At 41.8% G+C, this 23,511-nt stretch carries 19 protein-coding genes; 16 read left to right on the forward strand and 3 right to left on the reverse strand.

Going from position 1 to position 23,511, the window contains the following annotated elements; all coding sequences use genetic code 11:
* The first annotated feature begins 7 nt into the window (after nt 1-7).
* The 6 genes from lepA to pdxJ are packed head-to-tail and all read left to right on the forward strand — an operon-like array spanning nt 8 to nt 5,836.
* On the forward strand, nt 8-1,795 hold the full coding sequence (gene lepA / locus PAARA_RS14095) for a translation elongation factor 4 (protein WP_062569658.1): 1,788 nt from the start codon (nt 8-10) through the stop codon (nt 1,793-1,795).
* 25 nt (nt 1,796-1,820) lie between these two features.
* Nucleotides 1,821-2,756 (forward strand): signal peptidase I, encoded by a 936-nt coding sequence (gene lepB / locus PAARA_RS14100; protein WP_062569659.1) that lies wholly within the window; start codon nt 1,821-1,823, stop codon nt 2,754-2,756.
* A gap of 2 nt (nt 2,757-2,758) precedes the next feature.
* Nucleotides 2,759-3,436 carry a ribonuclease III gene (rnc, locus tag PAARA_RS14105; RefSeq protein WP_062569660.1) on the forward strand — a complete coding sequence of 226 codons (678 nt, stop codon included), beginning with the start codon at nt 2,759-2,761 and terminating at the stop codon, nt 3,434-3,436.
* Nucleotides 3,426-4,358: a GTPase Era gene (gene era / locus PAARA_RS14110; protein ID WP_062569661.1), complete on the forward strand. Its 933-nt coding sequence runs from the start codon at nt 3,426-3,428 to the stop codon at nt 4,356-4,358. Before rnc ends, era begins: the two co-directional genes overlap by 11 nt.
* A 16-nt stretch (nt 4,359-4,374) precedes the next feature.
* Entirely contained in the window at nt 4,375-5,061 is a 687-nt protein-coding gene (gene recO / locus PAARA_RS14115; protein WP_062569662.1) for a DNA repair protein RecO, read from the forward strand.
* A 43-nt stretch (nt 5,062-5,104) separates the two neighbouring features.
* Complete coding sequence (gene pdxJ, locus PAARA_RS14120; RefSeq protein ID WP_062569663.1) at nt 5,105-5,836, forward strand: pyridoxine 5'-phosphate synthase; 732 nt, start codon at nt 5,105-5,107, stop codon at nt 5,834-5,836.
* Nucleotides 5,837-5,876: 40 nt separating this feature from the next.
* Here pdxJ and PAARA_RS14125 read toward each other — a convergent pair whose 3' ends face one another.
* Nucleotides 5,877-6,203, reverse strand: a complete 327-nt coding sequence (locus PAARA_RS14125; RefSeq protein ID WP_062569664.1) for a hypothetical protein — start codon at nt 6,201-6,203, stop codon at nt 5,877-5,879.
* 48 nt (nt 6,204-6,251) lie between these two features.
* A complete protein-coding gene (gene barA, locus PAARA_RS14130; RefSeq protein WP_062570029.1) occupies nt 6,252-9,020 on the reverse strand; it encodes a two-component sensor histidine kinase BarA in 2,769 nt (922 codons plus the stop codon).
* Nucleotides 9,021-9,100: 80 nt separating this feature from the next.
* Here barA and rlmD point away from each other — a divergent pair, with 80 nt between their 5' ends.
* From rlmD to eno, 5 genes are all read left to right on the forward strand, one after another.
* On the forward strand, nt 9,101-10,426 hold the full coding sequence (gene rlmD, locus PAARA_RS14135; protein ID WP_062569665.1) for a 23S rRNA (uracil(1939)-C(5))-methyltransferase RlmD: 1,326 nt from the start codon (nt 9,101-9,103) through the stop codon (nt 10,424-10,426).
* 8 nt (nt 10,427-10,434) lie between these two features.
* On the forward strand, nt 10,435-12,594 hold the full coding sequence (gene relA / locus PAARA_RS14140; protein ID WP_062569666.1) for a GTP diphosphokinase: 2,160 nt from the start codon (nt 10,435-10,437) through the stop codon (nt 12,592-12,594).
* The gene (mazG, locus tag PAARA_RS14145) at nt 12,594-13,394 is read left to right on the forward strand and encodes a nucleoside triphosphate pyrophosphohydrolase (protein WP_062569667.1); all 801 of its coding nucleotides are present in this window, start codon (nt 12,594-12,596) and stop codon (nt 13,392-13,394) included. Before relA ends, mazG begins: the two co-directional genes overlap by 1 nt.
* A gap of 146 nt (nt 13,395-13,540) precedes the next feature.
* Nucleotides 13,541-15,175 carry a CTP synthase gene (locus PAARA_RS14150; protein WP_062569668.1) on the forward strand — a complete coding sequence of 545 codons (1,635 nt, stop codon included), beginning with the start codon at nt 13,541-13,543 and terminating at the stop codon, nt 15,173-15,175.
* A gap of 99 nt (nt 15,176-15,274) precedes the next feature.
* A complete protein-coding gene (gene eno, locus PAARA_RS14155) occupies nt 15,275-16,573 on the forward strand; it encodes a phosphopyruvate hydratase (protein ID WP_062569669.1) in 1,299 nt (432 codons plus the stop codon).
* Nucleotides 16,574-16,620: 47 nt separating this feature from the next.
* On the opposite strand, the gene mutH is transcribed toward eno, so the two are convergent.
* Nucleotides 16,621-17,292, reverse strand: a complete 672-nt coding sequence (mutH, locus tag PAARA_RS14160) for a DNA mismatch repair endonuclease MutH (protein ID WP_062570030.1) — start codon at nt 17,290-17,292, stop codon at nt 16,621-16,623.
* A 541-nt stretch (nt 17,293-17,833) separates the two neighbouring features.
* On the opposite strand from mutH, the gene rppH reads away from it, so the two are divergent.
* The 5 genes from rppH (at nt 17,834) to PAARA_RS14185 (ending at nt 23,493) form a co-directional block, all read left to right on the forward strand.
* Nucleotides 17,834-18,352: an RNA pyrophosphohydrolase gene (rppH, locus tag PAARA_RS14165; RefSeq protein ID WP_062569670.1), complete on the forward strand. Its 519-nt coding sequence runs from the start codon at nt 17,834-17,836 to the stop codon at nt 18,350-18,352.
* A gap of 33 nt (nt 18,353-18,385) precedes the next feature.
* The gene (ptsP, locus tag PAARA_RS14170; protein ID WP_062569671.1) at nt 18,386-20,662 is read left to right on the forward strand and encodes a phosphoenolpyruvate--protein phosphotransferase; all 2,277 of its coding nucleotides are present in this window, start codon (nt 18,386-18,388) and stop codon (nt 20,660-20,662) included.
* 338 nt (nt 20,663-21,000) lie between these two features.
* A complete protein-coding gene (locus tag PAARA_RS14175; RefSeq protein WP_062569672.1) occupies nt 21,001-21,810 on the forward strand; it encodes a sulfite exporter TauE/SafE family protein in 810 nt (269 codons plus the stop codon).
* Nucleotides 21,811-21,824: 14 nt separating this feature from the next.
* A complete protein-coding gene (gene lgt, locus PAARA_RS14180; protein ID WP_062569673.1) occupies nt 21,825-22,628 on the forward strand; it encodes a prolipoprotein diacylglyceryl transferase in 804 nt (267 codons plus the stop codon).
* A gap of 13 nt (nt 22,629-22,641) precedes the next feature.
* Nucleotides 22,642-23,493 carry a thymidylate synthase gene (locus PAARA_RS14185; protein ID WP_062569674.1) on the forward strand — a complete coding sequence of 284 codons (852 nt, stop codon included), beginning with the start codon at nt 22,642-22,644 and terminating at the stop codon, nt 23,491-23,493.
* Nucleotides 23,494-23,511 lie beyond the last annotated feature (18 nt).

Consider the following 23,511-nt stretch of genomic DNA (forward strand, 5'->3'; position numbering starts at 1 on the left):
CCAGTTTATGAAGCATATCCGTAATTTTTCGATCATCGCCCATATCGACCATGGTAAATCGACTCTCTCTGACCGTCTTATCCAAGTTTGTGGTGGTTTAACAGACCGTGAAATGCAGCAGCAGGTGTTAGACTCAATGGACATTGAGCGTGAGCGTGGTATCACCATTAAAGCGCAAAGTGTAACGCTAAATTATACAGCCAAAGATGGCGAGACCTATCAATTAAACTTCATCGACACGCCAGGGCACGTTGACTTCACTTACGAAGTATCACGTTCGCTTGCAGCCTGTGAAGGTGCGCTTTTAGTTGTTGATGCGGGTCAAGGTGTAGAAGCACAAACTTTGGCTAACTGCTATACAGCGATTGAAATGGACTTAGAAGTTATTCCTGTTCTAAACAAAATCGACTTACCGCAAGCCGATCCACTTCGCGTTGCTGAAGAAATCGAAGACATCATTGGTATCGACGCCTTAGAGGCTGTTCGTTGTAGTGCAAAAACAGGTATCGGTATTGAAGAAGTGTTAGAGGTTATCGTTAAAGATATTCCGCCACCAGAAGGTGACAAAGACAAGCCTCTACAAGCATTAATTATCGATTCATGGTTTGACCCATACCAAGGCGTTGTATCATTAGTACGTATCAAGCACGGTGAGCTACGCGCGGGCGATAAAATTAAGATCATGTCGAATGACCAAGTTCACATTGCTGATAAAGTGGGTATTTTCACACCAAAGCAAACTAACACGGGCATCTTAAAAACCGGTGAAGTGGGCTTTGTAATTGCGGGTATTAAAGAAATCCATGGTGCACCAGTAGGTGATACCATTACTTTACAACGTAATTCTGCTCCAGAACGCTTACCAGGTTTCCAACGCATTAAACCACAGGTTTATGCGGGTATGTTCCCAATTTCATCAGATGATTATGAATCATTCCGTGATGCGCTTGATAAACTGAGCTTGAACGATGCATCGTTATTCTTCGAGCCAGAAAATTCAACAGCACTAGGTTTTGGTTTCCGTTGTGGCTTCTTAGGTATGCTACACATGGAAATCATCCAAGAGCGTCTTGAACGTGAATACGATATTGATCTTATTACCACGGCTCCTACGGTAATCTATGAAGTTGAAACTAAAGACGGCGTTAAGCAGATTGATAATCCATCTGATCTTCCACCGGTCAATAATATTCTTGAGATCCGTGAGCCAATTGTTGAAGCTAACATATTAGTTCCACAAGAATTTTTAGGTAACGTAATTACGCTTTGTGTTGAAAAGCGCGGCGTACAAACTAAAATGAACTACCACGGTAAGCAAGTGGCGGTAACATACGAATTACCAATGGCTGAGGTCGTGATGGACTTCTTCGATAAGTTAAAATCAACAAGCCGTGGTTTTGCGTCACTTGATTATAACTTTAAGCACTTCCAAGCGTCAGACATGGTACGCGTGGACGTACTAATCAATGGTGAACGTGTCGATGCATTAGCCATCATTGTACACCGTGATATCGCGCAATCACGTGGTCGTCTATTAGCTGAGGCACTGAAAGATCTGATTCCACGCCAACAGTTTGATATTGCAATTCAAGCGGCAATTGGTCAGCATGTTATTGCGCGTACAACTGTCAAACAGTTACGTAAAAACGTAATTGCAAAGTGTTACGGTGGTGACGTAAGCCGTAAGAAAAAGCTTCTACAGAAGCAAAAAGAAGGTAAAAAGCGAATGAAGCAACTAGGTAACGTTGAAGTGCCGCAAGATGCGTTCTTAGCTATCCTTAAAGTTGGTAAATAATAGAAGTTAATAAAGGAATTAATGCATGGCGGGTTATTTTTCGATTTTTTTAGTGTTGTTAACGCTTGGCTCAGGGCTAATCTGGTTAATTGACCATTTTATGTTTGCACCAAAGCGTCAACAACGCATCGCCCTTGCTCAAAATGCGTCGGGCGGTGAGCTAGACGAAGAAACTGCCGCATTAATTGCGCCAGAACCAAGTATTACTGAAACGGCAAAATCAATCTTCCCGATGATCGCCGCAATTACAATTTTTCGTTCATTTATTTTTGAGCCGTTTCAGATACCATCAGGTTCGATGATGCCAACGCTATTGGTTGGTGACTTTATATTGGTTCAGAAGTACTCATATGGTATTAAAGATCCAGTATGGCGTACTCAACTTGTTGATGTTGATGAGCCAGAGCGTGGTGATATAGTTGTATTTAAATACCCTTTGGATGAGCGCGTGGATTACATTAAACGTGCTGTCGGTTTACCAGGGGATAAAATAGTTTATCGTAATAAGCATCTTTATATCCAACCTAAGTGTGAGGATGGAGCAACGCAGCAAGGTGAGTTGTTGTGTAATGAATACAATAAAATTGATATGGAAATTCTCAATAGTGACGAATTCAAGCAAGGGTCTATGAATTTAGTACGCTTAGATGAAAATCTAGGCACAGTGAATCATAACATCTTGATTAACCCTGAAGCGCTTGAAATGAAAGGCCGTTATTATCAACAACCAGGTACACGCTCAGATGAGTGGGTTGTTCCTGCTGATCATTATTTTATGATGGGTGATAATCGTGATAACAGCCAAGACAGTCGCTTTTGGGGCTTTGTGCCAAAAGAAAACCTGGTAGGTAAAGCCGTCTTTATATGGATGAGTTTTGAATTTGAAAATGGCCCAGATGACTTCTTACCAAGCTGGGTTCCAACTGGTGTTCGTTTTGAACGCCTAGGTAATATTCAGTAACGATGAAAAAAAACGTAACAGAGTTATACAAAAAAATAGGTTATACATTCACTGATCAAGCTTTGCTTGAACAGGCAATGACGCACCGCAGCCATAAAGGTCAACATAATGAGCGCTTAGAGTTTTTAGGTGATTCTATATTGAGCTTTGTGATTGCGAATGCGCTTTACAGCAAATTTCCTAAAGCGCGAGAAGGTGACTTAAGTCGCATGCGCTCAACCTTAGTGCGTGGTCAAACACTGGCTGAATTTGGTCTTGAGTTTGGCTTAGGCGATTACTTACGCTTGGGTCCTGGTGAGCTTAAAAGCGGCGGTTTTCGTCGTGAATCGACCTTAGCCGACGCAGTTGAAGCCATTATTGGTGCCGTATTCCTTGATTCAAACATTGAACAATGTGGTGAGTTAATTTTAAGCTGGTATGAATCGCGACTTGATGCAATTTCACCGGGTTTAAATCAGAAAGATCCAAAGACATTACTTCAAGAATACTTACAAGCGCGCAAGTTATCGTTACCAGGCTACACTGTTATTGATACAAAAGGTCAAGCGCACAATCAAACATTCACGGTTGAATGTATTGTTGAAGGGATGGATAGTATTATCTCAGTCGGTAGCTCGCGTCGTAAAGCGGAGCAAAAAGCTGCTGAAAAAGCCTTAAAGATACTTAAAAATGAATCTTGATGATTTAATTAGCAAAGAGCCAGCAGAGCTTGATACGCACTGCGGGATGATTGCCATTGTTGGCCGTCCAAATGTGGGTAAATCAACTTTACTTAACTACATTGTTGAGCAAAAGGTGAGTATTACCTCGCGTAAACCACAAACCACACGTCATCGTATTATGGGTATTCATACAGAAGGCAAATACCAAGCCGTGTACGTAGATACGCCAGGCTTACACGTTGACGAAAAACGTGCCATTAACCGCTTAATGAATCGTGCAGCATCAAGCTCAATTGGTGATGTGGAGCTGATCATTTTTGTGGTTGAAGGTACGCATTGGAATGACGACGATGAGATGGTACTTAATAAAGTACGTCAAAGCGGTCGCCCAGTGCTATTGGTTATGAATAAAATTGACCAAGTTAAAGACCGTGACTTAGTACTGCCGCACATGCAGTTTTTGGGCGGTAAATTTGATTTCGTTGGTATCATGCCTGTTTCGGCAAAGCAGGGAAAAAATATTGAACTCATTAAAGATGAAGTGAAAAAGCGCTTACCGCTTTGTGAATTTTATTTCCCTGAAGACTATGTGACAGACCGTTCAATGCGCTTTATGGCGGCAGAGGTGATCCGTGAAAAGCTAATGCGCTTTATGGGTGATGAATTACCGTATTCTGTTACCGTTGAAATCGAGCAATTTAAATGGCTTGATAACGGTGTATGGCAAATTAATGGTCTGATCCTCGTTGAGCGTGAAACGCAAAAGCGCATGGTCATTGGCAACAAAGGCGAAAAGCTGAAAGTGATTGGCCGTGAAGCTCGTAAGGACCTTGAAGACATGCTTGATAATAAAGTGTTCTTAGAGCTTTGGGTAAAAGTGAAATCAGGCTGGGCTGACGATGAGCGTGCACTACGTAGCCTTGGCTATGGTGAAGACTAAGTAAAGCCTACACGCCATGGATAGCGAATTCTACACAGCATACTTGCTGCATCGACGTCCCTTTAGTGACTCGCAAGTCATGCTAGATATGCTGGTAGAAGGCGTTGGTCAGCTCAGAATGCTGGCTCGTATTAGTGGCCGTCAGGCCACTAAACATAAAGCACAACTGCAACCCTTCCAATCACTGCTGGTCAAGTACAGCGGCAAATCAGATTTAAAATACATTAATCACTTTGAACCCCATGATGGCCAAACTATGCTTACTGGCACCGAGCTCTATTGCGGTTTCTATTTGAACGAATTAACTAATCGTATCGTACCAATCAATGAGCCGATGGAAAGTGTTTATCATCTTTATAAGCAGCATTTAGACGAGTTATCAACCACTAAAAACCTACAAGCTGTGCTGCGCTCGTACGAGTTTCAGTTACTTGAAATGCTTGGTTATGGCGTTGATTTTAGTGTGGATGCGCAAGGGGATGAAATTAACGATGCAGCAAATTACCAGTACTTTGCTGAGTACGGCTTTTTGTTGCATGACGACCCCCTCAGTGGCTTTTCTGGAAAGCAGTTAAATGCTATTGCTGCTCATGACTTTAGCGCACCAGATGTGTTATATATGGCAAAGCAATTAAGCCGATATCTACTTAAGCCTTTACTTGGCAAAAAGCCATTAAAAAGCCGTGAGTTATTTATTAAGTAGGCTGAAACTCAGCCATTAATCGTTGTTTTAAACAGGTAAAAAAATGAAAGATATTCTTCTTGGTGTAAACGTTGATCATATTGCCACTTTACGCCAAGCGCGTGGCACAAGTTACCCAGATCCAGCCCATGCGGCCGCGGTTGCTGAACATGCTGGTGCAGATGGTATTACTATTCATTTGCGTGAAGATCGGCGTCATATTCAAGACCGTGACGTGTATGTAATGGCAAAAACAATTCAAACACGTATGAATCTTGAAATTGCCGTAACTGATGAAATGATTGATATTGCCCTTGAAGTGAAACCGGCTTATGTGTGTTTGGTGCCGGAAAAGCGTGAGGAGCTAACGACCGAAGGTGGCCTTGACGTAGTGGGTAACTTTGAAAAAGTAAAAACAGCGACAGAAAAACTAACAGCAGCGGGTATTAAGGTGTCGTTATTCATCGATGCCGACAACGCGCAACTTGACGCTGCAAAAGCCTGTAATGCCCCATACGTTGAAATTCATACCGGCGCCTATGCTGATGCAGAAAATGACCAAGCGCTTCACACAGAGCTTGAGCGCATTCGCAGTGGCGTACAATATGCCGATAGCCTTGGCTTAATCGTCAATGCGGGTCATGGCCTTCATTACCACAACGTAAAACCGATTGCAGCAATGCCAGAAATCTACGAGTTGAACATTGGTCATGCGATTATTGCCCGTGCAGCAATTGATGGTTTAGAAAAAGCAGTGAGCGATATGAAGCGTTTAATGATCGAGGCGCGTTTATAATTGAGCTTTAGTCACTGAGTTTTAAAACTGCTCCGCGTTTTTATTTGCTCAAATAAATGATCAACTGTGCAAGCTCTGATGATAACAAGGGAGAAAGACATAGCAGGGCGATTAAATACTGGTGCTTTTTCTTATAGTTCTGCAATACTTCGTCACCCAGTGTCGATAGCTCTCCCTTTTTAATTGAATGAAAAATAACGGAGTTTGGTTTCTCCTTCATTAACTTTGCTTTCTTGTTATATTCGTGCCATTGCTGTGTGTAGTTAGTCTTTACGTAATTATTAGCGACTTTACTTAGCTTAGTATAAAGATGAAAAAACCAAGCGAGCGAAACCGCACTAAAGACGATAAGTAAAACAAAATACATAACAGTTTCCTTATGAAATTCACATTTAGAGCATGCAGTCGAATGCTGTTATCCTTGCTGCTCAGTCATTCCCGCATCATTTAACAAGTTATTTAGCTCATCAATCAACTCAAATAACTCAGGCTCAATGTAATTTAGGTCACAATCACTTTTCAGTGAGGTTTCTAGCGTTTCAGCAAGTGATTTTAGCTTAGGTACACCGGTGTAGCAGCATGCACCATGGAACTTATGAACAATGCTAAGTACATGTTCACAGTCTTCTTTTTCAATTGCTACATTAAGAAGGCGCAGAGTTTCCGGCACACTTAGTAGCAGCATATTAAGCATTTCGAGTGCGAGCTCTTCTTTGCCTCCTGCACGTTGTAGCGCGAGCTGCCAATCTAGGCGTGTACTTTCAAACGGAGGCTCCGATTGAGCTGTAACTGTTTTGCTCCGTTCTCTATTAATAGGCGACTGCGGACTGTGATCGCTGATTATTTGTTTTAACATGTCTTCATCAATTGGCTTGGTTAAATAACCCTTAAAGCCATCTTTGAGAAGTTGCTCTTTCTCACCGCTCAAAGCATGCGCTGTGACAGCAATGATTGGGGTATCTTCATTGAGTGAAGATTCACGAATAAGTTTGCATGCTGTAATGCCATCCATAATTGGCATTTGGATGTCCATAAATATTAAGTCGTACTTATGGCTTTTACTCAAGCTATAAGCTTGTGAACCGTTATGCGCTGTATCTATAAGTTCTATTTGCTCTTCAAGTAGGGTGCAAATAAGTTTTAAGTTAGCGTCGTTATCGTCAACAACCAGTACTTTTAGCGGCAATAACTTTTCATCGCCTTGTTCGATATTATGCACAGGGTGATCAAGTCGGTAAGGTGCAGCAAGCACTTCACATAGCTTACGATGATTAAGCGGCTTACTTAAACAGGCGTCAGCACCACTACCAACAAAAGCTTCACGCATATTGTGAGATACAGTGTTGAGCATAATGTATAAGTAGTCGGTTACAGGGCGTACAGCCTTTACATAACTCTTAAGTTGTTGCATATCATCAATCGTTGCTGTGTGGCCGATGATACAAATATCGTAGCTAAAATCCTTGTTGATTTCATTTATGAAGCTTTCTTCGTCGGTACAAGGCGTGACCTGTGTTTGCCATTCATTTAACAATGATAATGTTGCTTGGTGAGTATGCTCGTGAGGTTCTAAATAAAGAATACGTTTGTTGATTAACGACTGTGTCGGTAAATCACTGGTAATTGAATTGCTCGGTGTTCTAAATACTGCATTAAAGGTAAAACAGGTGCCATTCCCTGGTGCTGAGTTTAAGGTTATTCGACCATTCATGGCTTCAACAATGTGTTTAGTAATAATTAAACCAAGGCCTGTGCCGCCAAATTTACGCGTAATACTTGAATCAGCTTGGCCAAATGGGGTGAATAGGGCGTCTTGTTTATCCATTGGAATGCCCACCCCCGTATCGGTGACTGATACCAAGATAGATGCGCGTTCTTCATCTAATAAACGATGACCAACATCCACTTTTATAGACCCTTTTTCGGTGAATTTTATGGCGTTGCTTAAAAGATTAATCAAAACTTGTTTAAAGCGTGTTGGGTCGCCGGTGAGGTTATCAGGCACATGCGGATGGATAAATATTGATAACTCTAGCTGCTTTTCATGTGCACTAGGCGCAAGTAAGGTCAGCACCTCATTAATTGTATCGCGAAGTTGAAACTGCATTGACTCCAACTCCATCGCACCCGCTTCTAACTTAGAGAAATCTAAAATATCACTGATAATCGTCATTAAGCTATTTGCAGAAAGCTCTATGGTATCTAAGTAATCTTTTTGATGCTTATTAAGCGGTGTTTTATATAACTGGCGAGTAAAGCCAATTACCCCATTTAGAGGCGTTCTGAGTTCATGACTCATTTTTGCTAAGAAGTCAGACTTAACACGGTTAGCATCTTGTGCGTCTTTTTTAGCAATACTTAACTGAATATTTTGTGTTTCATATTGTTCAAGGGTTTCGCGGTAATCAGAGGTTGCTTGGTCAATATGCTTTTGCATTTCGTCTCGTTGCATCACCATGGTGTGCGAAATTGTATTGAGCCCTTCTCGAAGTAGCTCAAACTCGCCAAACATTTTCTTGTCGAGGCCGGTATCAACTTTACCTTCAATTAACTTATCGGTAGCGAGTACTAACTTATTAAGAGGCTGAACAAACATGCGAGTTAGCCTAAATGCTAAAATTGTGGCAAGTACCAAGGCTAAAATAATAACAATTCCACTTACAAGTAGTGCGCGTTGCTGGCCGATAATTGCTTGCTGCTTGTTAAGCATAATGACGACAGTGCCAAGTGATGCTTGGTAACTATGATGATTCCAAATCATGTCTTGGCGACTATGATTAATAATAGCCGTTGAAAAGGTTAAATAATGTTTAGAGTTTTTGACATTGATACCCTCAAGTGCTGCCGAGTTATTAGTAACGATATCTTTAAATTCACTTTGATACTTACTAAAAATGACCAGCTCGTTATTTTCATCGAATATGGCGATCGACTGTATAGCAGGGGCGTGTTTATTATGGGTATGGCTTACCAAACGTGTTAGTAAAGTTTTATTCCGCTTTAGCAGAGGTTGCTCTACAGCAATGGCAAGTGGCTCGATAATTGTTACGCCTTGTTGATATAAAATTTCATCGAGCTCAATGTAACGATTTATTGTAAAATAACCGCCCAGCAACAAGCCTATGATTACAGTCGGTATCAAAGTTAGGGTTAAGACTGAATCACGTAAGCCAAATTTCGTCATAAGATAGGTTGTTGTCATTATTATCGTTGTTTAAGAGTATATACTTACTCCCGCTTTATCAATAATTAAGGTGTTGTCCGATGGCACAGATTTTCAAAGCCAAGAAGAAATCCGTTTCACAAAAAATGATCACGTTATCGGTTACAGCAATGGATCATCAAGGGCGTGGGGTTGCAAAACATAATAATAAAGTGTGTTTTGTAAATGGTGCGCTGCCAGGTGAAGAAGTTAAAGCGCAACTTGTTGAAGACAAAGCTCGTTTTGCTAGCGCCGATTGTAAAAAAGTGCTTCATGGATCTGAATATCGAGTTAAGCCATTTTGTGAACATTATCAGGTTTGTGGAGGATGTCAGTTACAGCACTTAGATGCTTCTCAACAATTAGTTGAGAAGCAAGCTGCAGTGAGTCAGCTGTTTGCGAAGTTTGCTAAGGTCACTAGCTTAAACTGGGAAGAACCACTGACCAGTGATATGCAGCATTACAGGCGTTCGGCTCGCATTGCTGTAATGCATGATAAAGCAGCTAAAAAAATGCGTGTTGGTTACCGTGCGCAAGGCTCGAAGCAACTGGTGAGTATTAATCAATGTGATGTGTTAACTAGCACATTCAGTGAACTTTTTACTCTTTTTGATTTACTTATTAATACACATAAAGGCTTACATAGTATAACCCATTTACAATTGTGTGAGGCTGATAATGCTGCGTTTGTGGTTATCCGACATACGAAACCAATAAGTGAAGAGCTTAAGTCATTCGTTGCTCAAGCTTGCCAAGAACAACAATGGTTAATTGTTTGGCAATCAGAAAGTGGGCAGATTGATCAGTCACACTATCCGATGCCGTACTACACTATACCTAAATATGATTTAACCTTTGAATTTGGCCTTGAAAATTTTATTCAAGTTAATCCGCAAGTGAATCAAGCTATGCTCAATCAAGCAAAAGAGTGGTTAGATTTACAAGGTCATGAACAAGTGTTGGATTTGTTTTGTGGAATTGGTAATTTTTCATTGCTGCTTGCAAAGTATGCAAAACACGTAATTGGTGTCGAAGGAGTGGATTCTGCGGTTGCATTAGCGAAACAAAATGCGCACACTAACTCATTATCGAATACTGATTTTTACTGCTTTGATTTAACTCAATCGATGCAATCCGCTGCGTGGTTTAGTGCTGAACTTGATGTGCTAGTACTTGACCCATCACGCACAGGTGCGATGGCTATTTTAGAGCAATTACCGCTTACCCAGTTTAAAACGATTTTATATGTCTCTTGTGATCCTGTTACTTTAGCCCGTGACAGTGCAATTATTTTACAAGCAGGCTTTAGCATTAAAAAAATTGGGCTTATGAATATGTTTCCACATACGGGGCATATCGAAACAATGGCGTTATTTCACAGGAGGTAAAGCGCACTATGGTAGCTACTAGACAATCACATCAGCTTACAAAGCAGAGTGATTTTGCCAGCCGTATCGAGCTGTTAGCGCTAACAGAAGACAAAACTACCTTATTAGAGCAGGCGCATGAGCTGTGCCTACATTGTGACGATACGAAACGTCAGAATACCGCCATTGAAATGGTGGAGATTTTAGCTGAACTGAATTTAGATGCGGACTCACTGGCTACGGCATTTTTAACGCCTTATTTCTTAGCTGAAAAAATTTCGCTTGAGACAGTCACAGAAAAGTTAGGTAATCACGTTGCGTTATTACTTACAGGCGTAAGCCAAATGGCGACGATCAGTACCTTGGCTCACCAAGGTAAGGGCACAGTGCAAATAGACAATATCCGCCGTATGTTGTTAGCCATGGTTGAAGATGTGCGTGCCGTGGTGATTAAATTAGCGGAACAAGTATGCCACTTACGTGATGTGAAAGACGCCAGTGAAGAAGAGCGTGTCATTGCCGCTAAGGAAACACGCGATATCTTTGCGCCCCTTGCTAACCGTTTAGGAATTGGTCAGCTTAAATGGGAGCTTGAAGATCTTTCGTTCCGTTACCTGCACCCAGACACCTATAAGAACATCGCAAAACAGCTTGATGATAAGCGCCTTGCTCGCGAAGCTTACATGGAAAACATGGTTGCTTTAGTAAAATCACGCTTGGCTGAAGCGGGTATTGAAGGTGAAGTATATGGCCGACCTAAACATATCTACAGTATTTACAAAAAAATGGCGCAAAAGAACTACGAGTTTGATCAGCTGTTTGATATTCGCGCTATGCGCATTGTGGTAGAGCGCCTGCAAGATTGTTACGCAGCATTAGGTATCGTGCATACTAATTGGCGCCATTTAAATAAAGAATTTGACGATTATATTGCAACGCCAAAACAAAATGGCTATCAGTCAATCCATACCGTGGTATTTGGCCCTGAAGGTAAAACCGTTGAAATTCAAATTCGCACAAGCGAAATGCACCAAGATGCCGAGTTGGGTGTGGCTGCACACTGGATGTATAAAGAAGGGGCATTGCCAGGGCGTGGTTCGGGCTATGAGCAAAAAATTAGTTGGTTACGTAAATTACTACAATGGCAAGAAGAGGTTGTTGATGGTAGTGATTTAGCTGAAGAGCTTAAAAACCAAGTAGTTGAAGACCGTGTTTATGTGTTCACGCCAAAAGGCGATATTTTCGATTTACCACTGGGTGCAACACCGCTTGATTTTGCTTATTACATTCATTCAAATGTCGGACATCGCTGCATAGGTGCGAAAATTTTCGGCAAAATAGTGCCGTTTACCCATCAACTTAGCACCGGCGATCAAGTTGAAATCTTAACGCAAAAACAAGCTAATCCAAGTCGAGACTGGTTAAATCCATCCCTAGGTTATATCAAGTCGTCACGCGCTCGCTCAAAAATACATCATTGGTTTAAACAACTTGATCGCGATAAAAACTTAAGTGCAGGTAAAGAGATTCTTGAAACTGAGCTGCAAAAACTGGAGCTGACAACAAAAGATTTAACCCCTGCAATTGAGCGTTTTAACTTACGTGGGTTAGAGGACTTAATGGTGGCTGTTGGCGCTGGGGATGTGCGTCTTAATCAACTTCTCAACTTTATCAGTGATCGTGATGACGATGAGCCACAAATAAAACTCAAAAAGCCAAAAAATGTCAATGGCGATAAAAACGGCATTGTGGTGGATGGCGTCGGTAGTTTAATGAGTCACGTTGCTAAGTGCTGCCGACCAGTGCCTGGCGATGAAATCATCGGTTACATTACCCAAGGCCGTGGTATTGCCGTGCACCGTGAAGACTGTGATTCATTTAATAAACTAAAAGAGAAACACCCAGAGCGAGTGATTTCTGTGAGTTGGTCTGATGATGTTAACGGCTCCTATGCGTTGACGATTAAAGTTGAAGCAACCGATAGATCAGGACTTATTAGAGACATTAGTTCCGTGCTTGCGAATGAAAAAGTGAATGTGCTCAATATGAATGTCAACACCGTTGAAGATAAGCAATTAGCGTTATTCTCAATGCAAGTTGAAGTGCACGACTTATCGAGCACAAACCGCTTATTGTCTAAATTACATCAAATAGAAGGTGTGCATGATGCAAAGCGTGGGCACGCATAATGTCAGATAAGCAGGTTATTGAACAGTCATTAGCGATTATGGCAAAACTACGGGACCCAGAATCTGGGTGCCCGTGGGATTTAAAACAAGACTTTAAATCAATTGTGCCGCACACCCTTGAAGAGGCTTACGAAGTAGCAGACTGCATTGAAAAAGGTGAACTTAGCGAGCTTAAAAGTGAGCTTGGTGATTTACTGTTTCAAGTCATTTTTTATGCGCAGCTTGCTAAAGAGCAGGGCTTATTTGATTTTGCCGATGTGGCAAATACGCTTAATGAGAAATTAGTTCGTCGTCATCCACATGTCTTTACAGAGCAAAGTGAGCTGACCGACGCTGAACTTTCGGCGCAGTGGCAGGCTATTAAAGCTCAGGAGCGAGCAGAAAAAACAGCTTCACCGCAAATGAGTCTTTGGCAAGATATTCCAGATGCCATACCTGGACTTTCTAAAGCAAAAAAAATTCAACAACGCGTGGCGAGCTTAGGATTTGATTGGCCAAGTTATCATGGTGCGTTAGATAAAGTGGCTGAAGAAATTGATGAGGTCAAAGAAGCCCTTCAACAGGATCCATATTCTGAGCACAGCGCAGAAGAGTTAGGTGATTTATTATTTGCAACGGTCAATGTTGCCCGTCATCTAAAACGCGATCCTGAGCAACTGCTTCGAAATGCCAATAGAAAGTTTACATCACGTTTTGAAAAAGTTGAGGCTTATTTAAGTACGCGAGGGCAAAGCCTAGAAACAGCAACACTAGAGCAAATGGATGAGGCGTGGGAAGCAATTAAACTGCCTACGAAGTAACATGCTTCGAAGCGGTTTTTCCCGCGCTCGTTTTTTGTGCACTAATTTGCTAATTTTATCTGGATTGATAGCAGTCCCTTTGCTATAATATCGCCCCGTCTTGATTCTATATTATTCCTTTTAATTCCTGATATTCTAGGGTTCGCATGAGTACAAAATTTATCTTCGTTACTGGCGGGGTTGTTTCTTCGTTGGGTAAAGGTATTGCAGCAGCGTCATTAGCCGCTATTTTAGAAGCACGTGGTCTAAACGTGACAATTTTAAAGCTGGATCCTTATATCAACGTTGACCCAGGCACTATGAGCCCAATTCAGCACGGTGAAGTATATGTTACTGAAGACGGTGCAGAAACTGACCTTGATTTAGGTCACTATGAGCGTTTCATCCGTACCAAGATGACTAGCCGCAACAACTTCACACAAGGTCGTGTTTATGAAGATGTGCTACGACGTGAGCGTCGTGGTGAGTACCTTGGTGCAACTATTCAGGTTATCCCACACATCACAAACGATATTAAGCAACGTGTATACGACGGTGCAGAAGGTAGCGATGTCGCTATCGTTGAAATCGGTGGTACAGTGGGTGACATTGAGTCACAACCGTTCTTAGAAGCAATTCGTCAGCTTGGCACTGAAATCGGCCGTGAGCGCGCATTGTTTATCCACCTGACGCTTGTGCCATTCTTAGGCCCTGCAGGTGAAGTGAAAACGAAACCAACGCAACATTCAGTTAAAGAGTTGCGTTCGATTGGTATTCAACCAGATATCTTAATCTGTCGTTCTGATCGTAAATTACCGAATAACGAGCGTGCAAAAATCGCACTTTTCACTAACGTTGAAGAGAAAGCGGTTATTTCATTACCTGACGTAGAAAGCATCTATAAGATCCCTGCGTTACTTAAGTCACAAGAACTTGATAACTTCGTATGTCGTCGTTTCTACCTTGAGTGCCCTGAAGCAGACTTATCTGAGTGGGAGCAAGTGTTATATCAAGAGTCTAACCCAACAGGTGAAGTGACAATTGGTATGGTAGGTAAATACATCGAACTACCAGATGCGTATAAATCAGTAAACGAAGCATTAAAGCATGCGGGTCTTAAAAATCGCCTAACGGTGAACATTGAGTACGTTGATTCACAAGACTTAGAAAGCAAAGGGACTGAGTTACTGTCTCACCTTGACGCTATCTTAGTACCAGGTGGCTTCGGCGGCCGTGGTGTTGAAGGTAAGATTTTAGCGGCTAAATATGCACGTGAAAACAAAGTTCCTTATTTAGGCATTTGTTTAGGTATGCAAGTGGCGCTTATTGAATATGCGCGTAACGTTGCTGGCCTTGAAGGTGCAAACTCAACCGAGTTCAATGCTAAATCAGCACACCCTGTGGTTGGTTTAATCACTGAGTGGCAAGATGCTGACGGTAACGTTGAAATTCGTGATGAGCAATCTGACTTAGGTGGCACTATGCGTTTAGGTGCACAGAAGTGTCATTTAATCGCTGGTTCTAAAGTAAGCGAAGTATATGGTAGTGACGAAATTGTAGAACGTCACCGTCACCGTTACGAAGTAAACAACCACTATGTAGAGCAGCTTGAGAAAGCTGGCTTGAGTTTCACTGGTTTATCTGAAGATAAGAAACTAGTCGAAATCATCGAGAATAAAGATCACCCTTGGTTTATTGCCGCGCAATTCCACCCGGAATTCACGTCAACACCACGTGATGGTCACCCGCTATTTGAAGGGTTTGTTGCAGCTGCACACACTCACCAAAAAGCGTCATCGTAATTTAAATAGGCCGTGCTATATGCACGGCTTATTTGTTTTAAAAAGCCAGCAAGAATAAGCTGGCACAAACTCACCATTTTCGGGAAAAGAGGAATCAAGATGTCAGAAATCGTAAAAGTGATTGGTCGCGAAATCATGGACTCGCGTGGTAACCCAACTGTTGAAGCTGATGTACATTTAGCTGATGGTTCATGGGGCCGTGCTGCAGCACCCTCTGGTGCATCAACAGGTACTCGCGAAGCGCTTGAATTACGTGATGGTGATAAAGCACGTTACCTAGGTAAAGGTGTTTTAAAAGCGGTAGGCTATATCAATAACGAAATCGCTGAAGCGCTTAAAGGTCAAAACGCAGTTGATCAACAAGCTGTTGACCAAGTAATGTTAGATTTAGATGGCACTGAAAACAAAGAAAAATTAGGTGCGAATGCTATCTTAGCAGTATCTTTAGCAACGGCTAAAGCAGCTGCAAACTCTAAAGGCGTAGAGCTTTATGAGCACATTGCAGACCTTAACGGCACACCAGGTGTTTACTCTATGCCATTACCTATGATGAACATCATCAACGGTGGTGAGCACGCAGATAACTCTGTTGATATTCAAGAGTTTATGATTCAGCCAGTGGGCGCGACAAACTTCCGCGAAGCGTTACGCATGGGCGCTGAAGTATTCCACAGCTTAGCTAAAGTGCTAAAAGCTGAAGGTCATTCTACATCAGTAGGTGATGAAGGTGGTTTTGCACCAAACCTTGAATCAAACGAAGCGGCACTTGCTGCAATCAAGGTGGCTGTTGCAAATGCAGGTTATGAGCTTGGTAAAGATATCACACTAGCGCTAGACTGCGCGGCATCTGAGTTCTACGACAAAGAAGCAAATATCTACGACCTTAAAGGCGAAGGTAAAAAATTCACGTCTGAAGAATTTAACCACTTCCTTAAAGGCCTTACTGAGCAATACCCAATTGTATCAATTGAAGACGGCTTAGATGAGTCTGATTGGGATGGTTTCGCACACCAAACACAACTAATTGGCGACAAAGTACAATTAGTAGGTGACGACCTTTTCGTAACTAACACGAAGATCTTAAAGCGTGGTATTGATAACGGTATTGCTAACTCAATCCTAATCAAGTTCAACCAAATCGGTTCATTAACTGAAACGCTTGCTGCTATCAAAATGGCTAAAGACGCAGGCTTTACAGCTGTTATCTCACACCGTTCAGGTGAAACAGAAGATGCAACAATTGCTGATTTAGCAGTAGGTACTGCGGCAGGTCAAATCAAAACGGGTTCATTAAGCCGTTCTGACCGTATTGCTAAGTACAACCAATTACTTCGCATTGAAGAAGTATTAGGTGAAAAAGCACCTTACAACGGTCTTAAAGAGGTTAAAGGTCAGTAATCTGGCTTAGCTTATCAAGACTTTAAAAACCTCCTTCGGAGGTTTTTTTATAGCTGAAATTGTTGTTTTAGGATCTCGCCGGTGAAGCTGGTTTTTAAGTAAAAACCACGGGGTAAGGTTTGTACTATCTGGCCATTTGGGCCAATTGCATCGGTCAGTGCTTTGCTATTAGCAGCTTTTGGTCTTATTTGCATAACATCGCCCAAATGACCCGAAATTTCTTCCACGCGACCCAAGGCGATTAGCTCCATTTGTTCTTCCCAATCACGTTGTAAAAGGGCATCTTGCTCTGCGCTTGGCTGCCATAAAAAGCCACTGCCAATAGTACGGTGAAAAGGCAGTATTTCGCGCTCGCCTAAAATCGGTAGCCACAAAACATGATTGAGCTTTTTACGTACCGTACTTTGCTGCCAAGTCATGCCTGTTACATTCAGTAGCGGTGTTACAGAAACAAAGGTTGTTTCGAGTGGCTTTCCTTTAAATGAGATTGGCAGAGTTTTAAGCTCAATGCCGAGATCTTCAAAATCAGGTGTTGGTTTAGAGCCCGCTGTTGCGCCAAGTACATATTCGATTAGTTGGCCGGTCCAGCCTTTTTCACGTAGTAAATCGTCAGGGGTTTTGAACTGGTACTGCTCAGCTAATTGCCCTAGTGTGAGGCCAGCTATGACATCAACTCGTTGCATTAATTCGTTTATAGAGGCAGGTTTTATTGGTCGCATAAGGCGTTTATTTGGTTGTTTAATTAACCATATCATGATAGCAAATGCGCGCCTTAGTGGATATCTTTGTGTTTGGGTGTTTTTTGCTCATGGTTGAAGTGAGCTAAAAACCAACACTAAGAAAAATACTTCTTAACTTTTAACCCATTGAAATTTATATGCTTTAGTTTGTTGAAGTCTCATGTGGGATTAAGAAATGAATAAGTTGTTTGTATAAATACAGATATATAAACACGTTTATCCACAGTTTCTGTGGAGAAACTGCATTTTAGAATGCCCTATTGTGGATTTGTTTGCAAAATAGCCATGTTTTATAAAAGTTATGCACAAGCTGTGGGTAAGGTGGTTGAAATGCTGTTGTAAATAGCTATTTTGTGTAAAAGACCTATTTTTATAAGAATAGAATTGTAAGGTATTGATTATGTGGATTTGTTAAAAACATTATTTTATATCTTGCAGGATGTTAGATGTAATAGTGTTTGCTGTATCGCAGGTTATGTGGAACAATCAATAAAAATCGACTTACAAATGAGGCACTAAGGTGATTGATGCCGAAGGTTTTCGTGCCAATGTCGGAATTGTGATTTGCAATAATCAGGGACAAGTATTTTGGGCTCGTCGCTACGGTCAGCACTCTTGGCAATTTCCCCAAGGTGGTGTGGACGATGGTGAAACGGCTGAGCAAACCATGTACAGAGAATTACACGAAGAAGTAGGCTTGCTTCCTGAAGATGTTGAAATCGTTGCAAGTTCAAAACATTGGTTACGTTATAAATTACCCAAACGTTTAATTCGCAGAGACTCAAGTCCTGTGTGTATTGGACAAAAGCAAAAATGGTTTTTACTCAAACTACGCTGTAAAGACGAAGATGTAGACTTACTTAAAACCCATCACCCCGAGTTTGATGATTGGCGTTGGGTGAGTTATTGGTATCCTGTGCGACAAGTTGTATCATTTAAGCGCGATGTTTATCGCCGTGTAATGAAAGAGTTTGCACCATTAGCTATGCCATTTAACAAACGAGAACAACATAAAGAGAATTGGCGACAGAGACGATAAAGGTCACTTTATTTAAATACAAGGAGCAGCATCATGTTAGCCACGCTCAGATCCATTGCTGAGGCTGTGTCGCAACAAGCGGACTTAGACAGTGCGCTGGCGTGTTTTGTGAAAATGGTAAAAGAAGCCATGCAAACACAGTGCTGCTCAATTTATTTTGCCGATTATAGCCAAGACAACTTTGTATTAATGGCCACGCAAGGTCTCAACCCTGATGCAGTCGGTAAGTTTCGTATCGGTTTTACAGAAGGGCTCGTTGGCCTTGTTGCTCAGCGTGAAGAGCCTATAAATATTGCTTTTGCAAAGTCTCACCCGCGTTTTAAACTCTCTCCAGAGGTCAATGAAGAAGGTTACAATGCTTTCTTGTCAGTGCCTGTTGTACATCAAAAAAAGGTCTTGGGTGTCATTGTTGTACAGCAAAAGCTTGCCCGTGTATTTAGTCCAGATGAAGAGTCCTTTTTAATTACTTTGTCTGCACAACTTGCCTCACAACTTGCTCATGCTGAAATTAAAGAAGTGCTTAGGCTCGATGAGTTTTCACATCAAACCTCGGTATTAAAAGGCGTTTCGAGCGCCCCAGGGATTGCTATAGGCCAAGCATTTGTTGTACTACCTAAGCTTGATTTTAGCTCAATAGAGTTACAAAAAGATGAGGATGTAAGCACACAACGTAAACTTTTCACGCAAGCTGTTGCAGCAACCCGCAATGAATTTAATACGCTGTCTATGACGTTAAGCGATTCAATTCCTAAAGAAGCGTTAGCAGTCTTTGATGTTTACCAACAATTACTTGATGCCAAAAGCTTAGGGCAGAATGTTGAAGCTCAGTTACAACAGGGCTGGAGCGCAAAAAGCGCGTTGAAAATTGTGATTGAAAAATTAGTTGCACAGTTTAATGCCATGCAAGACCCTTACATCAAAGAACGGGCCGTTGACGTAAAAGACATAGGTTTACGCGTGTTGCATCATCTAGTCAACACTGAATATGCAGCTAAACCATACCCCCAAGATACGATTTTAATTGCCAGTACGTTAACACCCGCTATGCTTGCCGAAGTACCCAAAGGGCATTTAGCAGGGGTTGTGAGTGTTAATGGGGCTGCAAATAGTCATGCCTCTATTTTGACTCGTGCAATGGGGATCCCTGCTATTTGGGGCATTGAAGATCTACCATTATTGCAGTTCGATGGAAAACCGATGATTTTAGATGCTTACGCAGGGCGTTTGTATATTTCTCCATCACAATCACTGCACGATAAATACAGTCAGCTTAAATACCAAGAAGCCCTTTTAAATGATCGCTTTTTAGCTGAGCAAGATCTTGAGGCCATTACCTTAGACGGTGAACATATCAGCTTGCTTTTAAACGCCGGCCTTGAGATGAATACCGAGCATGATAATAAACGCTTGTGTGACGGTGTTGGTTTATATCGAACTGAAGCTTGGTTTATGCAAAAAGGCCAATTCCCGTCTCAATCAGATCAAGAACATTGGTATCGAGAGGTGCTAACATGTTATCACCCCAATCCTGTGGTGATGCGCACGTTAGATATTGGTGGCGATAAAGTTTTAGACTACTTCAATATCAGTGAAGAAAACCCATTTTTAGGTTGGCGTGGTATTCGCGTGACGCTTGATCATCCTGAGCTCTTTTTAGATCAACTCAAAGCTATGCTTAAAGCGAATATAGGCTTGGGTAATTTAAAAATAATGTTGCCTATGATTAGCGGAACAGAAGAGGTTGAAGAGTCACTTAAGCTTTTAGAGCAGGCTTATTTTGAGCTTGAAGAGCAATTTCCAGAGCAAGCAATTGAGCGCCCAGAAATAGGCGTGATGTTAGAAGTACCCTCTAGCGTCTTTATGCTTGAAGAATGGTCGCAAAAAGTCGATTTTTGCTCTGTGGGCAGCAACGACTTAACGCAATATATGCTCGCAGTTGATCGTTCAAATGCACGTGTTGCAGAGTTATTTAACCCGTATCATCCAAGTGTGCTCAGAGTATTGCTTAAAGTAGCGCAAGAGTGTCAAAACCATGAATTGCCATTTAGTTTGTGTGGTGAGCTTGGGGGAGACCCCGAAGGCGCCTTATTACTGATAGCAATGGGCTATCGTCGTTTAAGTATGAACTATGCATCGATTAGTAAAATTAAGTTTGTATTACGGCGTCTTAAAGTCAGTGATATGGAACACTTACTTCAGCAGTGTCTTATTCAACCTACCGCCAAGCACGTATTACGCTTGACCCGAAATTTTATGATTGAACATCAACTCGGTGAGTTATTTTACACACCTAGCCAAGAGCATACATGATCGGAAATTGTGCTGTGAAGCACCTATACCCAAGCCACCTCAAGATGTAGAATTCAGCGTTTCACAGGTGCTTAATATCAAGGCGTTACTTTGCAACAATGGCAGTCCCTTTTAAGAAGTAACAACGATGAGAGTAGGTGCCTGTGAAATGCCCAAAGGGTTGGTTTAAAAGCGATTTATACTGCGTTATTGATTTTAACAATAGAACCACTATTACTTGCAATCAATGCCTTGCCTAAATCGCTTTTAATTCCAACTGAAACTCGCATCTTGAGGTGGTTTGGGTATATATATTAGTTTAATATATGTATATAACAAAGTGAATATATGAGTGTTTTATGCATGATGTAATACTTTTGATGGCTTACTGCGCAATTTTAGGCAGTGTTGTTGGCTTCTTAGCAGGACTGCTTGGTATCGGCGGTGGTTTAATTATTGTGCCTGCGCTGAGCGCATTACTAGTGGCTTTTAATGTGGCTGATTCTGAGCATGTATTAGTGATTGCCATTGCTACATCGCTTGCTTCTATTATTTTTACATCAACTTCTTCAGCGTTTGCTCATCATCGCAATGCTAACGTCCCTTGGGAAATAGCGCCTTGGGTTATGACTGGGGTGGGCATTGGTGCCCTTATCAGTGGGTTTGCAGCGAGTTTAATTCCCGAACAATTATTACGTTTTGTGTTTGCAGGAAGTGTTGTGTTTATTGCACTGCGTATGGTGTTATCAACACGAAAAAAAGCGGCAAGTGAAAAATCTTTACCACAGGGTCCTATTCTTGGTTTTTTATGTGCCATAATGGGCGCGCTATCGGGTTTAATCGGTATTGGTGGTGGCGCACTCATTGTGCCGTTACTGCATTATTTCTCTGTAGATATAAAAAAGGCCATCGGTTGTGCTGCGGCTTGTGGTATTGTCATTGCGTTATTTGGCTCAGTTGGTTATGTATCAGCAGGTTGGCAGGTGACTTCTTTGAGTGATGGTTTTGCGGGATTTGTATATCTGCCTGCGTTACTAGGCATCGTGGTTACTTCGTCGCTAATAGCGCCTATAGGTGCTAAAGCCACTCATTACCTGCCGGTGACAACAATAAAAAAAGTATTCGCGTTATTACTTGTAATAATTGCACTTAAAATGGTGTTTAGTTAAAGGTTTTTATTTTTATGGCTCTTCAATTTCCAGATATTGATCCGGTTATTTTTTCAGTAGGACCCCTCAGCGTGCGTTGGTACGGCTTAATGTACTTAATTGGTTTTGCGTTAGCGATGTGGCTTGCTAACCGTCAAGCTGCAAAACCAAACTCAGGGTGGACTAAAGAACAGGTTAGCGACTTACTTTTTTACGGGATGTTAGGGGTTATTCTTGGTGGCCGAATAGGCTATGTATTGTTTTATCAGTTTAGCTACTTCATTGAAAATCCTCTTTATTTATTCAGAATCGACCAAGGAGGCATGTCTTTTCACGGTGGAACCCTTGGTGTTATCACTGCAATAGCAATATTTGCATGGACGCGTAAAAAGTCACTTTTCGAGGTAGGTGATTTTGTCGTACCACTGGTACCGTTAGGCTTATTAGCAGGGCGCATTGGTAACTTTATAAATGGTGAGCTTTGGGGCCGAGTGACTGACGTACCTTGGGCATTTGTATTCCCAACGGGTGGGCCAGAGCCGCGTCATCCGTCACAACTTTACGAAGCATTTTTAGAAGGCTTGGTGTTATTTTTAATCCTGCAGTGGTTTATTAAAAAGCCACGTCCAGCGGGTAGTGTTGCTGGTGTTTTCTTATTGGGTTACGGCACGTTTAGGTTCATTGTTGAATATTTCCGTGAGCCAGACGCTCACTTAGGTTTATTTGCCGGTGTGATTTCGATGGGTCAAATACTCTCGCTACCAATGGTAATTGGTGGTCTAGGTTTGATAATATGGGCCTATAAAAAGCCGCAGCAACGCGTCCCTAGCAAAGCATAACAAGAGCATAGCAATGAAACAGTATTTAGATTTATGTCAACGCATTGTTGATGAAGGTGTGTGGGTAGAAAATAAGCGCACAGGCACTAAGTGTTTAACCGTAATTAATGCCGACCTTGAATATGATGTGGCAAATAATAAGTTTCCGCTCATCACAACGCGTAAAAGTTTTTATAAAGCGGCTATTGCTGAGCTTTTAGGTTATTTACGCGGTTATGACAGTGCTAAGCAGTTTCGTGACATTGGCTGCATGACATGGAACGCGAATGCGAACGAAAACAAAGCGTGGCTTGATAACCCACATCGTCGTGGCGAAGACGACATGGGGCGTGTTTACGGTGTTCAAGGCCGCAGTTGGCAACGCCCTGATGGTAGCCACCTTGATCAGCTTAAAAAGGTCATCGATAACTTATCAAAAGGCATTGACGACCGTGGTGAAATTATCACTTTTTATAACCCAGGTGAGTTTGAACTTGGTTGCTTACGTCCTTGCATGCATACCCACACCTTTTCTTTGTTAGGTGATACCCTATACTTAACCTCATACCAACGCAGCTGTGATGTGCCGCTTGGATTGAATTTTAATCAAATTCAATGCTTTGTATTGTTAGCTTTGGTTGCGCAAATTACCGGTCATAAAGCTGGTAAGGCGTATCATAAAATTGCCAATGCGCACATCTATGAGAACCAGTTAGAGTTGATGCGTGATGTACAGCTAAAGCGTGAGCCATTTGCATCGCCAGAACTGAAGATTAACCCAAAGATAAAATCGCTGGACGATATAGAAACATGGGTTACTAAAGATGATTTTGAAGTCGTTGGCTATCAATGCCATGATGCGATTAAATATCCGTTTTCAGTTTAAGAATAATAAAGTTAAGGA

The sequence above is a fragment of the Pseudoalteromonas arabiensis genome (genome assembly GCF_001550155.1).
Lineage (GTDB): Bacteria > Pseudomonadota > Gammaproteobacteria > Enterobacterales > Alteromonadaceae > Pseudoalteromonas > Pseudoalteromonas arabiensis.

Bases quoted from the DNA above. Each gene is read 5' to 3' on its own strand.
- lepA (WP_062569658.1), top strand. From the start codon at position 8: ATGAAGCATATCCGTAATTTTTCGATCATCGCCCATATCGACCATGGT.
- lepB (WP_062569659.1), top strand. From the start codon at position 1,821: ATGGCGGGTTATTTTTCGATTTTTTTAGTGTTGTTAACGCTTGGCTCA.
- rnc (WP_062569660.1), top strand. From the start codon at position 2,759: ATGAAAAAAAACGTAACAGAGTTATACAAAAAAATAGGTTATACATTC.
- era (WP_062569661.1), top strand. From the start codon at position 3,426: ATGAATCTTGATGATTTAATTAGCAAAGAGCCAGCAGAGCTTGATACG.
- recO (WP_062569662.1), top strand. From the start codon at position 4,375: ATGGATAGCGAATTCTACACAGCATACTTGCTGCATCGACGTCCCTTT.
- pdxJ (WP_062569663.1), top strand. From the start codon at position 5,105: ATGAAAGATATTCTTCTTGGTGTAAACGTTGATCATATTGCCACTTTA.
- PAARA_RS14125 (WP_062569664.1), bottom strand. From the start codon at position 6,203: ATGTATTTTGTTTTACTTATCGTCTTTAGTGCGGTTTCGCTCGCTTGG.
- barA (WP_062570029.1), bottom strand. From the start codon at position 9,020: ATGACGAAATTTGGCTTACGTGATTCAGTCTTAACCCTAACTTTGATA.
- rlmD (WP_062569665.1), top strand. From the start codon at position 9,101: ATGGCACAGATTTTCAAAGCCAAGAAGAAATCCGTTTCACAAAAAATG.
- relA (WP_062569666.1), top strand. From the start codon at position 10,435: ATGGTAGCTACTAGACAATCACATCAGCTTACAAAGCAGAGTGATTTT.
- mazG (WP_062569667.1), top strand. From the start codon at position 12,594: ATGTCAGATAAGCAGGTTATTGAACAGTCATTAGCGATTATGGCAAAA.
- PAARA_RS14150 (WP_062569668.1), top strand. From the start codon at position 13,541: ATGAGTACAAAATTTATCTTCGTTACTGGCGGGGTTGTTTCTTCGTTG.
- eno (WP_062569669.1), top strand. From the start codon at position 15,275: ATGTCAGAAATCGTAAAAGTGATTGGTCGCGAAATCATGGACTCGCGT.
- mutH (WP_062570030.1), bottom strand. From the start codon at position 17,292: ATGCGACCAATAAAACCTGCCTCTATAAACGAATTAATGCAACGAGTT.
- ptsP (WP_062569671.1), top strand. From the start codon at position 18,386: ATGTTAGCCACGCTCAGATCCATTGCTGAGGCTGTGTCGCAACAAGCG.
- PAARA_RS14175 (WP_062569672.1), top strand. From the start codon at position 21,001: ATGCATGATGTAATACTTTTGATGGCTTACTGCGCAATTTTAGGCAGT.
- lgt (WP_062569673.1), top strand. From the start codon at position 21,825: ATGGCTCTTCAATTTCCAGATATTGATCCGGTTATTTTTTCAGTAGGA.
- PAARA_RS14185 (WP_062569674.1), top strand. From the start codon at position 22,642: ATGAAACAGTATTTAGATTTATGTCAACGCATTGTTGATGAAGGTGTG.